The sequence below is a fragment of the Escherichia sp. MOD1-EC7011 genome, assembly GCF_002965005.1.
Classification (GTDB): Bacteria; Pseudomonadota; Gammaproteobacteria; order Enterobacterales; family Enterobacteriaceae; genus Escherichia; species Escherichia ruysiae.
Window position 1 is genome coordinate 1 of sequence record NZ_PTRD01000023.1, and the last position, 11,449, is coordinate 11,449.

Annotated in this window: 13 protein-coding genes; 7 read left to right on the forward strand and 6 right to left on the reverse strand. The window is 51.4% G+C overall.

Annotation, left to right across the window (positions count from 1 at the left end; all coding sequences use genetic code 11):
• Together ybbO and cnoX are read left to right on the forward strand one after the other, a co-directional pair.
• Positions 1 to 746 (forward strand): NADP(+)-dependent aldehyde reductase (gene ybbO / locus A7098_RS11185; RefSeq protein ID WP_105280810.1); only part of this gene is annotated, 746 nt, incomplete at its 5' end.
• Positions 747 to 806: 60 nt separating this feature from the next.
• On the forward strand, positions 807 to 1,661 hold the full coding sequence (gene cnoX, locus A7098_RS11190; RefSeq protein ID WP_001295322.1) for a chaperedoxin: 855 nt from the start codon (positions 807 to 809) through the stop codon (positions 1,659 to 1,661).
• Between the two features lie 62 nt (positions 1,662 to 1,723).
• On the opposite strand, the gene fetB is transcribed toward cnoX, so the two are convergent.
• Complete coding sequence (fetB, locus tag A7098_RS11195; RefSeq protein WP_010347707.1) at positions 1,724 to 2,503, reverse strand: iron export ABC transporter permease subunit FetB; 780 nt, start codon at positions 2,501 to 2,503, stop codon at positions 1,724 to 1,726.
• Positions 2,490 to 3,167, reverse strand: coding sequence for an iron ABC transporter ATP-binding protein FetA (gene fetA, locus A7098_RS11200; RefSeq protein WP_001157528.1), 678 nt, complete (start codon positions 3,165 to 3,167; stop codon positions 2,490 to 2,492). The genes fetB and fetA overlap by 14 nt, the downstream gene beginning before the upstream one ends.
• Before the next feature lie 145 nt (positions 3,168 to 3,312).
• Here fetA and A7098_RS11205 point away from each other — a divergent pair, with 145 nt between their 5' ends.
• Entirely contained in the window at positions 3,313 to 4,230 is a 918-nt protein-coding gene (locus A7098_RS11205) for an SPFH domain-containing protein (RefSeq protein WP_000904498.1), read from the forward strand.
• Positions 4,227 to 4,685: an NfeD family protein gene (locus A7098_RS11210; protein WP_000571573.1), complete on the forward strand. Its 459-nt coding sequence runs from the start codon at positions 4,227 to 4,229 to the stop codon at positions 4,683 to 4,685. Before A7098_RS11205 ends, A7098_RS11210 begins: the two co-directional genes overlap by 4 nt.
• Positions 4,686 to 4,795: 110 nt before the next feature.
• On the opposite strand, the gene A7098_RS11215 is transcribed toward A7098_RS11210, so the two are convergent.
• The gene (locus A7098_RS11215; protein WP_001001645.1) at positions 4,796 to 5,158 is read right to left on the reverse strand and encodes a hypothetical protein; all 363 of its coding nucleotides are present in this window, start codon (positions 5,156 to 5,158) and stop codon (positions 4,796 to 4,798) included.
• A gap of 365 nt (positions 5,159 to 5,523) precedes the next feature.
• Here A7098_RS11215 and A7098_RS11220 point away from each other — a divergent pair, with 365 nt between their 5' ends.
• The 3 genes from A7098_RS11220 to A7098_RS11230 all read left to right on the forward strand — a co-directional run bounded on the left by A7098_RS11220 (position 5,524) and on the right by A7098_RS11230 (position 7,706).
• Positions 5,524 to 6,966 (forward strand): YadA-like family protein, encoded by a 1,443-nt coding sequence (locus tag A7098_RS11220; RefSeq protein ID WP_105280811.1) that lies wholly within the window; start codon positions 5,524 to 5,526, stop codon positions 6,964 to 6,966.
• A 117-nt stretch (positions 6,967 to 7,083) separates the two neighbouring features.
• A complete protein-coding gene (locus A7098_RS11225) occupies positions 7,084 to 7,506 on the forward strand; it encodes a hypothetical protein (protein ID WP_105280812.1) in 423 nt (140 codons plus the stop codon).
• Positions 7,503 to 7,706 (forward strand): hypothetical protein, encoded by a 204-nt coding sequence (locus A7098_RS11230; protein ID WP_000650964.1) that lies wholly within the window; start codon positions 7,503 to 7,505, stop codon positions 7,704 to 7,706. Before A7098_RS11225 ends, A7098_RS11230 begins: the two co-directional genes overlap by 4 nt.
• 4 nt (positions 7,707 to 7,710) lie before the next feature.
• Here A7098_RS11230 and cueR read toward each other — a convergent pair whose 3' ends face one another.
• From cueR to A7098_RS11245, 3 genes are read right to left on the reverse strand one after another with little or no spacing between them, the layout of a single operon-like run.
• Positions 7,711 to 8,118, reverse strand: a complete 408-nt coding sequence (gene cueR, locus A7098_RS11235; protein ID WP_001026747.1) for a Cu(I)-responsive transcriptional regulator — start codon at positions 8,116 to 8,118, stop codon at positions 7,711 to 7,713.
• Positions 8,115 to 9,290 carry an HlyD family type I secretion periplasmic adaptor subunit gene (locus A7098_RS11240; protein ID WP_105280813.1) on the reverse strand — a complete coding sequence of 392 codons (1,176 nt, stop codon included), beginning with the start codon at positions 9,288 to 9,290 and terminating at the stop codon, positions 8,115 to 8,117. The genes cueR and A7098_RS11240 overlap by 4 nt, the downstream gene beginning before the upstream one ends.
• Entirely contained in the window at positions 9,287 to 11,449 is a 2,163-nt protein-coding gene (locus A7098_RS11245) for a type I secretion system permease/ATPase (protein WP_105280814.1), read from the reverse strand. The genes A7098_RS11240 and A7098_RS11245 overlap by 4 nt, the downstream gene beginning before the upstream one ends.

The following is an 11,449-nucleotide window of genomic DNA, read 5'->3' on the forward strand; positions in this document are numbered from 1 at the left end:
GATGTTCCAGTGGAATTGGCCTGGAAAGCGCGCTCGAATTAAAACGTCAGGGTTTTCATGTGCTGGCAGGTTGCCGGAAGCCGGATGATGTTGAGCGCATGAACAGCATGGGATTCACCGGTGTGTTGATCGATCTGGATTCGCCAGAAAGTGTTGATCGCGCTGCCGACGAAGTGATCGCCCTGACCGATAATTGTCTGTATGGGATCTTTAACAATGCCGGATTCGGCATGTATGGCCCCCTTTCCACCATCAGCCGCGCGCAGATGGAACAGCAGTTTTCCGCCAACTTTTTCGGCGCGCATCAGCTCACCATGCGCCTGTTACCGGCTATGTTACCGCACGGTGAAGGGCGTATTGTGATGACCTCATCGGTGATGGGATTAATCTCCACACCGGGTCGCGGCGCTTACGCTGCCAGTAAATATGCGCTGGAGGCATGGTCAGACGCACTGCGCATGGAGCTGCGCCACAGCGGAATTAAAGTCAGCCTGATTGAGCCGGGGCCCATTCGTACTCGCTTTACCGACAACGTCAACCAGACGCAAAGTGATAAACCGGTCGAAAACCCCGGCATTGCTGCCCGCTTTACGTTGGGGCCGGAAGCGGTGGTCGCCAAAGTGCGCCACGCTTTTATTAGCGAGAAGCCGAAGATGCGCTATCCGGTGACGCTGGTGACCTGGGCGGTAATGGTGCTCAAACGCCTGCTGCCGGGGCGCGTGATGGACAAAATATTGCAGGGGTGAGTTGAAGCGCGCGCTTAAGCCCCCATGTCAAAGAAAATATCGACAACAGAGAGCGACTCCATGTCCGTAGAAAATATTGTCAACATTAACGAATCTAACCTGCAACAGGTTCTTGAACAGTCGATGACCACACCGGTGCTGTTCTATTTTTGGTCTGAACGTAGCCAGCACTGTTTGCAGTTAACCCCAATTCTGGAAAGCCTCGCGGCGCAGTACAACGGGCAATTTATTCTGGCGAAGCTGGACTGCGATGCGGAGCAGATGATTGCCGCGCAGTTTGGTCTGCGCGCGATTCCGACCGTATATCTGTTCCAGAACGGGCAACCGGTAGACGGCTTCCAGGGGCCGCAACCGGAAGAGGCGATCCGCGCCCTGCTGGATAAAGTGCTGCCGCGCGAAGAAGAGCTGAAAGCGCAGCAGGCGATGCAGCTGATGCAGGAAGGCAATTACACCGACGCCCTGCCATTGCTGAAAGACGCCTGGCAGTTGTCGAATCAGAACGGGGAGATCGGCCTGCTACTGGCAGAAACGCTGATTGCGCTGAACCGTTCTGAAGATGCAGAAGCGGTGCTGAAAACCATTCCGTTGCAGGATCAGGACACCCGCTACCAGGGGCTGGTGGCGCAAATCGAACTGCTGAAGCAGGCGGCTGATACGCCGGAAATTCAACAATTGCAACAGCAGGTAGCGGAGAATCCTGAAGATGCCGCACTGGCAACGCAACTGGCGCTACAGTTGCATCAGGTTGGGCGCAATGAAGAGGCGCTGGAGTTACTGTTCGGGCATCTGCGTAAAGATCTCACCGCCGCAGACGGTCAGACACGTAAAACGTTCCAGGAGATCCTCGCTGCGCTGGGTACGGGTGATGCGCTGGCGTCGAAGTATCGCCGCCAGCTGTATGCATTGTTGTATTGATATTCCGTTGATCGGCACATGAACCACAACGCCGGATGCGATGCTGCGCATCCGGTATCGCATCATTTCTTCTTCAATTGCGTCACCACCAACTGGTGGCGCGAATTATAAAACTTCCGATAGGTTAAATAACAGGCAATAATGGTCGACAAGCTGGCGGTTGAGAGCAGCATAAAGGTCACCATAATCTGATATTTAATCGCCTTCACCGGATCAATCCCGGCAAATATCAACCCGGACATCATTCCTGGTAAACTCACTAAGCCAACCGTTTTTGCTGAATCCACCGTTGGAATTAACGCCGCTCGAATACTGTCGCGTATTAATATCGCTGAAGCTTGTTTTGGCGTCGCGCCAAGACTCAGTTTCTCCTGAATCTGTTGCTGTTCGCTAATGACCCGTTGCCCTAAATTGTTATAACACAGCCCTACCGCCACCATAGCGTTACCAGCAATCATCCCGGCGATCGGGATCACCTGCATCGGGATAAACTCAATCGAACCCGATAAAATTAACACCGCGAGGGTAATTCCCGCCCCGACCGTAATGGCAATAAACGACGAGATAAAAGCTTTAGCAATATATTTACTGCGTTTTTGCGCATTCCACGCCGCATTAAAGCAAATAAATAACACCATCAATAATGTCAGGCTGGCATCATCAACGCTGAAAATATATTTCAGCACATAGCCGACAATAATCAGCTGGATTATCGCCCGTCCGACGCTCCAGAGAATATCTTTCTCCAGCGCCAGTTTTTCTTTATGGCTAATTAAGATTGCCACCACCACCAGCATTAATGCCAGTGCTAATGATTCGTTGGTAATATTATGCGTGTTCATAGCGTGCTTCCTGCATTTCTCCGGCATGCGGTTGCAGTGTAATCACCTTATCCGCATGATTAATTTCGTCTTTATCGTGTGTCACCCACAGCACGGCAATATTTTGCTCGCGCACATACCGGTGGATCATCTCATTAACGTTATGTTTATTACTTTCATCCAGCGCACTGGTGATTTCATCCAGCAATAAAACCTTCGGCATAAATTGCAGGTTACGAATCAATGAGATGCGTTGTTTTTCACCACCAGATAGCTCGGCGATATTCTTCGTCAAAATGCTGTCCGGCAAAGCGAAGCGTTCGAGAAAATCGAGAAAAATGGCCGGGTCAGGCTGCTGGTTACGGATCTGCCAGGGAAAAATCAGGTTATCGTATACCGTGTCGCCAAACAACACTGGTGTCTGGGCACAGTAGGAGACTTGCTGGCGATACTCCTCTGGCTTCAGGGTGAATATATCTTCGCCTGCAAATAGTAACGTTCCACTACTCGGACTGATTAATGAAGCAACAATTTTTAGTAGCGTACTTTTGCCGCAGCCGGAAGGGCCGGTAATTAACTTAAATTCGCCAGCACGCAGCGAAAAATTGATGTTATTGAGAATCTTCGTATCGCCCACCTGATATCCAACATTTTGCAGTTGGAGCAAAAGACTATTTTCCTGCATTACCCATCCCTTTTTCTGATTTTTACTAAAAACAGTTTATCCTCCGCAAGAATAAGGGGGAACTCTCTTTCAGTAATCAGGTATAATTTGTTTAATCAAGCAGCAATTTTGCTCTTTATGGACGGTACAACAGGAGGTTTTTCCGATGCTTATTTTTATCCCGATTCTCATTTTTGTCGCGCTGGTGATTGTCGGCGCGGGCGTCAAAATCGTGCCGCAGGGCTATCAGTGGACGGTAGAACGTTTTGGTCGCTATACCAAAACGTTACAGCCGGGGCTCAGTCTGGTGGTGCCATTTATGGATCGCATTGGTCGCAAGATCAATATGATGGAGCAAGTGCTCGATATCCCTTCCCAGGAAGTTATCTCGAAAGATAACGCCAACGTTACCATCGACGCCGTGTGCTTTATTCAGGTGATTGATGCCCCGCGCGCCGCTTATGAAGTCAGCAATCTGGAGCTGGCAATCATCAACCTGACCATGACCAACATCCGTACCGTGCTTGGCTCAATGGAACTGGACGAAATGCTCTCCCAGCGCGACAGCATTAACTCGCGCCTGCTGCATATTGTCGATGAAGCCACCAACCCGTGGGGGATTAAAGTCACCCGTATTGAAATTCGTGATGTGCGCCCACCGGCAGAGCTTATCTCTTCGATGAACGCGCAGATGAAAGCGGAACGTACCAAACGCGCTTACATCCTTGAGGCGGAAGGGATCCGTCAGGCGGAAATCCTCAAAGCCGAAGGTGAAAAACAGTCGCAAATCCTGAAAGCGGAAGGCGAACGTCAGTCGGCGTTTTTACAGGCTGAAGCGCGAGAACGTTCCGCCGAAGCGGAAGCTCGCGCGACCCAAATGGTGTCTGAAGCCATCGCCTCCGGTGATATTCAGGCGGTGAACTACTTCGTAGCGCAGAAATACACCGAAGCGTTGCAACAGATCGGTTCGTCCAGTAACAGCAAAGTGGTGATGATGCCATTAGACGCCAGCAGCCTGATGGGGTCGATTGCCGGGATTGCCGAACTGGTGAAAGACAGCGCCAACGAGCGAAATAAATCATGATCGAGCTGCTGGTAGTACACCCGCATATTTTCTGGCTGAGTCTCGGCGGTTTATTGCTGGCTGCCGAGATGCTGGGCGGAAACGGTTATCTGTTGTGGAGCGGTGTCGCGGCGGTGATTACTGGTCTGGTGGTCTGGCTGCTGCCGCTGGGTTGGGAGTGGCAAGGGGTGATCTTTGCCGTCCTGACGCTGCTCGCCGCCTGGCTGTGGTGGAAATGGTTGTCACGGCGGGTACGCGAACAAAAGCACAGCGACAGTCATTTAAACCAGCGTGGTCAGCAGTTGATTGGCAGGCGGTTTGTGCTGGAATCGCCGCTGGTCAACGGGCGCGGTCATATGCGCGTCGGCGACAGTTCATGGCCTGTCAGCGCCAGCGAGGATCTCGGCGCTGGTACGCATGTTGAGGTGATTGCGATTGAAGGGATAACGTTGATCATCCGTGCGGTCATCGCCTGATGCGACGCTGACGCGTCTTATCAGGCCTACAAAACTAGCCAGTCTGTGCGCGAACGTAGGCCGAATAAGGCGTTTACGCCGCATCCGGCATGTGGACGGGGAATGGCAATTTACTCTTCTGTGGTTTTACCCATACTTTTCTGGTCTTCATCCGGATAATGTTTTTTTAAATATTCCAGGACGTTTTTATTGACCTTATGTTGGGTATACACCCACCCTTTCCAGTAATCGGGCTGATCCAGGTAAACTTCTGGCGGAATGGTGAAATCAGAAAGCGTTAACCATTCGGCTAACAAATCGGGGTTTCTCTTCTGGATCAACTGCAACAGCATGATCAGCGACATGGCAGAGGCAGGAGCCGTACTATCGCCGCTTAAATACTTCCACACCGTGGAGCGATTCGAACGAAAAAGGATAGGGAGTAACGCCCTGTCCAGATTCATTTCATTAAAAATCTTCTCAAATTCATTCATTTAATTTTCCTGCCTGGCGTAAACCTCTTCAAAATTGAGATTTATCAAAGAAACGCATTCTAACATACATCAGCAACAGCATCACGTTTAGTGCAGAAACAGAGTTTATTTCGCTTATCAAAACAAGTCTTTACGGTTTGTTACTGAGAAATAGCACAAAATGATTTTCCATTTTATTTCTAATAGAAACTTTTTTAGTTTCTATTAGGCGTTGTTTACGCTTACATCGTATAAAAACGCGCTTTACATCACACAAATGCCAGCGTAGATTTCGATCAATGCGAAACGCATAATATTTCTTATAACAACAATTAATGTTGCTATAAGAAACATAAATGCGACTTACTTTAATTGAGAAAAAATGAATGAAAACTGTAAAGATATCTTTACTGGCTGTCGTTATTGCTACTGCTGTCAGTCCATCTGCCTTTGCGGGTGATACGATTGAGGCGGCAGCGACAGAACTGGAGGCAATCCAACCAGGGATGTCACATGAAGAAGTTGACCAGAAAATTGGACGCTTCATGATTCGTACTGGAAATACAGAAGCCGCGCAAGACTATCTGTTTTCGCATGGGTATATATCTTCAGAGACGGGCGACAATATCTCCCCGGAACAGACCCAGGCAGACCGCGATGCGGCACAGGATACCGCCATCCAGAATGCGCAAACCACCGCTAACACAGCAGTGTCGACCGCCAATGAAGCGCACCAGGCCATTACGTCAGCGCAAACCGAGATTGACGCCAGCAAAGCGGCTATTCATAAAAATACTGACGACATTATCGAACAGAAGAACATTCTTAGAGCTCAACAAGACCAAATTAACGATACGCAAAAAACGGTTGCTGCTACCGGTGATGTCCAGAACACAGCCCGTTATCAGAGTATGGTAAACGCCCGTCAGGAGGCTGCGGATATCGCACAGCAGCAACAAGCCGAAACCCAACAAACGCAGATTACCGAACAACAAAAGCAAATCGAAGCTACACAAAAAACAGTCGCCGCTACCGGTGATGTCCAAAACGCAGCGCGTTATCAGAGTATGGTAAACGCCCGTCAGGAGGCTGCGGATAACGCTCAGCAGCAACAAGCCGAAGCCCAACAAACGCAGATTACCGAGCAACAAAAGCAAATCGAAGCCACACAAAAAACGATCGCTGCCACCGGTGATGTTCAGACCGCCGCCCGTTATCAGAGTATGGTCAACGCTAAACTGGCTGCGGAAAATGAAGCCAGCACGCGCGCTTCTGCGGAGCAAGGGAAAAAAATTGACGCTCTTTCTTCTACCATGACGACGGTATCTCAAAGTGTTGCCACCGAGAACCAATCAAAAGAACTGGAAGAAATTCATGGCGATATAACAAAAACCAACACTGCGGTAAGTAAGCTGGCGGCACAACAACAGATTGATAGCGTTCATTACGGTGAACAAATTCAAAATCTGGTGCAGGATTCCACCGATACACATCAGCAGTTATCAACCACGCAAAAACGAGTAGCGGATAACAGCCAACAAATTAATACGCTCAATAACCATTTCAGCTCACTGAAAAACGAAGTTGAAGACAACCGTAAAGATGCCAATGCGGGGATTGCGTCAGCTATTGCCATTGCCTCACAGCCGCAGGTAAAAACCGGTGATTTAATGATGGTGTCTGCGGGCGCGGGAACGTTTAATGGTGAATCAGCGGTATCTGTCGGCACGTCTTTTAATGCCGGAACGCATACAGTGCTTAAAGCGGGTGTTTCTGCGGATACGCAATCTGATTTCGGTGCTGGTGTCGGTGTGGGATATTCGTTCTAAAATTTTACCAGACACCTTATAAATACCAATAAAAAACAGAACTATTGAATAAATTAGAGCAAGGACGTTTGCCTAATATCACCTCTTCATTAATTCTCATATTATTTAAGGTTAACAATGATGAATAGCACCATTAAATCGATTTCCCTGCTGGCGTTAATCATGCTGGCTGGTTGTAGCTCTCCCGCGTCTCGCATTGCAGACTGCCAGGCGCAAGGCGTATCTCATGACACCTGTTATCTTGCCGAACAACAGCGTCAGGCGGCTATTTTAAGTGCATCCGAAGCGCAGGCATTTAAAAATGCAGAAGCCGCACAACACGCCCAGGCCGTTAAAAAATCCATTTATAAAGGTTTTGGCGTGACCTTTAGAATGAGCAGTAAGACCTTTGCTTATCTCAATGATTCATTATGTGCGATTGATGAAGATAATGCCGATGCCACAGTTTATCAGTCGGGTCTGTATAACGTGATTGTTTATCATCACACAGGAAAAGTCGCATTAATGAAGGAAGGCCAGTTTGTGGGCTATTTAAAATGAAGGATGAAAAGAAAATATCCCTGACACATATTCTGATTATCGGTGCGTTTATTTTTGCCTTCTTGCAAGTAGTATTATTAGCCTCCCTGGTTCACGCGGTTAATGCCAGCAACGCAATACAGGAAGGCTTATTTCAGACGGGACGCATTATGGTAGAAAGTTTGCAGCATATTCTTTCGGTGCAAACGGGGATTAACTGATTTTTCACCCCGCCCGATGATGACAGCAGCCGGAGAGATTTTCGATAATCGGGCAATCGGCGCTGTCATCGCCAGGGCAGGCATTCGCCAGCGCCAGTAACTGGTCGCGCATGGATTGCAGTTCTTCGATATGTCGCTCGATCTCCGCCACCTTCTCCAGCGTGCGCCGTTTTACATCAGCACTGTGGCGCTGCGGGTCGTTAAACAGATTCACCAGTTCGCCGCTCTCTTCCAGGTTAAAGCCCACCTGGCGCGCCTGGCGCAGTAAGGTCAGTTCGTTGAGATGCTGCTGCGTGTAGGTGCGATAACCATTTTCGCTGCGCATCGGTGGTGTCACCAGCCCCTTCTCTTCATAGAAGCGAATGGCTTTGCTGGTCAGGCCGGTAATTTTTGCTACATCGCTAATGTTCATCGTTCGCGCAACGCCTCCTGTGCTTTGTTAAAGGGTTTCAACAGATAATCCAGCACGCTCTTTTTGCCGGTGCGGATATCGACCGTCGCCACCATACCGGGAAATATCGGAAACTGCTGTTTGCTTTTATTTTCCAGATGGTTGCTGAAAGTGCGAATGTACACCCGATAGTAATAAACATCGCGCCGCACTTCATCCTGCACGGTATCCGGTGAAATCACCGCCACTTCTCCCGGCAGACCGCCATAAATGGAGTAATCGTAAGCGGTTATTTTCACCAGCGATTTTTGCCCAGGATGGATAAACGCCACATCGCGCGGGGAGATTTTTGCCTCAATCAGCAATTGCTCATCCAGCGGCACAATGGTCATCAGTTTACCACCGGGGGCAATGACGCCGCCAACCGTGGTGACATCAATATCCTGAACAATGCCACGAACTGGCGCAGTAAAGTTGAGCCTGGTGAGGGAGTCTTCACGCCCACGGATCACCGAACGCTGGGTTTCCACTTCCGCATTGGCTTTCGCTAACTCTTCCCGCGCCTGTACGTAGTATTGCGTGCGCACGTCGCTAAGTTTGTTTTCCAGTTCATTGGCCTGGCGTTGCAGGCGCAGCACTTCGACGCTGCTCGCAGCCCCTTGTTTCACCAGCGGCTGGGTCATCGCCAGTTCACGGTTGACCAGGCTAATCCCCTGCGTCAGCCCGGTGGTGGCTTTGTTCAACCCGTCGCGGCGAGTGTTGTACAACGCCGTTTCCGACTCGATAAGTTCGGGGAATTTATTCAGTTCGTCAGGGAACGCCAGCGGTTTATTACTCACTTCCGCCCGCAGCCGCGCCGAGGTTGCCAGCGCCGCGTACAGCCGCGACATCGCTTCCTGAACGTCAGATTCCGTTTTGGTGCGGTTAAGCTGCGCCAGCGGCTGGCCCTGTTCAACAATATCGCCAACCTTGACGTCGAGATGATACAGAATTCCGCCTTCCAGCGACTGCACCACCTGTTCGCGCCCGGAGGGTTCTACCGTGCCGCTGCCGGTGGTCACTTCATCAAGCTGGAAGTACCACGCCCAGCCGAGAAAACAGAGCAGCATTACGGCAGTCACGCGTACCGCCAGCGCCGAACGCGGCAGGCGAGGTTCAGTCAGGCCACGGTTGTATTGCAGTTGTCCGTTCATGCGGCAGACCCCTTATTCTTCTCCTGCAACACCACGCGTCGCGCCGTGGGTTCGCCCTGTTCACGCAAAATAGTCTCTTTCGCGCCGTCCATCACAATGCGCCCCTGATCCATCACGATTATCCTGTCCACCAGTTGCAGCATCGCCGTGCGGTGAGTGGCGATAATCAGCGTGCGATGCCCAATCCACTGTTTCAGTTGTTCGATTAAATACGCTTCCGCCATTTCGTCCAGCGAGGCGCTGGGTTCATCGAGCAGCACGATATTGGGTTGAGAGATGAGCAGCCGCGCCAGCAGCAGCGTTTGCCGCTGACCACCAGAGAGGCCAAATTCCCCTTCCTGAATCATGTAGTTGAGGCCGTTTTTCTGCTTCTGCACAAAGGGCAGCGCCCCGCTGAGGGTTAATGCGCGTTCGATATCTTCATCGCTGGCCTCCGGCATTCCCATGGTGAGGTTTTCCCGCAGCGAACCAAAAAACAGTCGTCCGGTCTGGCTGAGCAGCCCCATGTCGCGGCGCAGATCTGCCGGATCAAGTTGCCCGATGCTGATGTTATCCAGCAGCACCTGCCCCTGCTGGGCGATACGCATTCCGGCGAGCATTTGCAGTAGCGTTGATTTACCCGCGCCGTTGCGCCCAAGAATGGCGATTTTCTCACCGGCCTGAATGTTGAGTTTGCCAATTGCCACATCGGCAATCTTCTCTTCTTCGTCGTAATAAAACACCGCGTTGCTGAACTGATAATTACCGTGCAGTACCGCTTTATGCACCAGTTTGCCGTGCTCGGGCTGATCCACCGGGCGCTTCATCAGTTCATCAAGGCCATTACGCGCCACTTTCGCCTGCTGCCAGCGCGAGAGTACGCCGGAAATCTGCGACAGCGGCGCAATGGTGCGCGAAGCCAGGATCGTCGTCCCGACCAGTGCGCCGGTGGTCATGTCACCGTTCATCACCATAAAACAGCCCACCAGCAGCACCACCACATAGACGATGGATTGCACTTCCTGGGTCCAGGTGAGCAGCAGCCCGGTGAGAAAACGTTGCTTCATGCTGATGGAAGATGCCACGTCGTTGGTATGATTCCACTGATTCTGGAAACGCTGTTCGGCGCGCAGCAGTTTGATATCTTCAATCGACTGCACGGCTTCCACCAGCGTCGCGTTGCGTACCGCCGACTCGCGCATCCCTTCGTTCGCCAGCCGCGCCAGCGGGCGTTGCACCAGCAGGCCGGGGATCACCAGCAACGGCAGCGCCAGCAAAACCACCAGCACCAGCCAGCCGCCGATCATCCACAGAATAAAGACAAACAGCAGGAAGAATGGCAGATCCGCCACCGCACCGATGGTGGTGGAAGTAATAAGCTCCCGCACCGATTCCAGCTCGCGGATCTGCGAGATAAACGATCCGGTGGATTTCGATCGCACGTTGTTTTTCAGCCGTAGCGCATGACCAAAAACGCGATCCGAAATGCGTAAATCCGCCCGTTTACCAATCACATCGGAAAGATGTGTGCGCACCATGCGCATACAGAACTCAAACAGGATCGCCATCATCACCCCGGCGAACAGTACCCACAGCGTCGGGTAGGACTGCGCCGGAACTACCCGGTCGTAAACCTGCATCGAGAACACCATCGCCGCCAGCGCCAGCACGTTCGCCACCAGTGACGCCAGCATAATATCGCCATAGCGCCGCCAGTCTTTCAGCGAGAGATTCCAGAACCAGTTCGCCTGATACGGGCGAATATAGTCATCCACCCGCGCGTCAGGGATGGCGCTGAGCGGGCGCAGTAGCGCCAGTTCGACGATTTTATCTTCAATATCCGCGACGTTAAGCGTGGTTTCCAGCCCTTCGTCACCGCTGAACTGAACGCTAATATTGTCGTGATTATCGCGGCGGGTGATAACGCCAATCTGCTGATTATCAAACACTGCGATCAGCGGCAGTCGCCAGGGGTTAAGCGAATCGGCGGAGAACTCGACCAGCCGCAGCCCCATTCCCAGTTGCCGCGCCATGTCGGTGAGTAACTCCTCCCGCTTACTGTCGCGCTCCCAGTTGACGGTCGCGCGCACGTTCTCCTGAGAAAAATCGAGCCGATAATAACGCGCCACGGCGATCATCGCCTCCAGCCAGGCTTCCACGGACTGGGCATTTTTTTTCAT

Excerpts from the sequence above, each read along its gene's own strand:
- fetB (WP_010347707.1), bottom strand. The coding sequence starts at position 2,503 with ATGAACACGCATAATATTACCAACGAATCATTAGCACTGGCATTAATG.
- cueR (WP_001026747.1), bottom strand. The coding sequence starts at position 8,118 with ATGAACATTAGCGATGTAGCAAAAATTACCGGCCTGACCAGCAAAGCC.
- A7098_RS11225 (WP_105280812.1), top strand. The coding sequence starts at position 7,084 with ATGATGAATAGCACCATTAAATCGATTTCCCTGCTGGCGTTAATCATG.
- A7098_RS11205 (WP_000904498.1), top strand. The coding sequence starts at position 3,313 with ATGCTTATTTTTATCCCGATTCTCATTTTTGTCGCGCTGGTGATTGTC.
- A7098_RS11210 (WP_000571573.1), top strand. The coding sequence starts at position 4,227 with ATGATCGAGCTGCTGGTAGTACACCCGCATATTTTCTGGCTGAGTCTC.
- A7098_RS11240 (WP_105280813.1), bottom strand. The coding sequence starts at position 9,290 with ATGAACGGACAACTGCAATACAACCGTGGCCTGACTGAACCTCGCCTG.
- A7098_RS11215 (WP_001001645.1), bottom strand. The coding sequence starts at position 5,158 with ATGAATGAATTTGAGAAGATTTTTAATGAAATGAATCTGGACAGGGCG.
- fetA (WP_001157528.1), bottom strand. The coding sequence starts at position 3,167 with ATGCAGGAAAATAGTCTTTTGCTCCAACTGCAAAATGTTGGATATCAG.
- A7098_RS11245 (WP_105280814.1), bottom strand. The coding sequence starts at position 11,449 with ATGAAAAAAAATGCCCAGTCCGTGGAAGCCTGGCTGGAGGCGATGATC.
- A7098_RS11230 (WP_000650964.1), top strand. The coding sequence starts at position 7,503 with ATGAAGGATGAAAAGAAAATATCCCTGACACATATTCTGATTATCGGT.
- cnoX (WP_001295322.1), top strand. The coding sequence starts at position 807 with ATGTCCGTAGAAAATATTGTCAACATTAACGAATCTAACCTGCAACAG.
- A7098_RS11220 (WP_105280811.1), top strand. The coding sequence starts at position 5,524 with ATGAAAACTGTAAAGATATCTTTACTGGCTGTCGTTATTGCTACTGCT.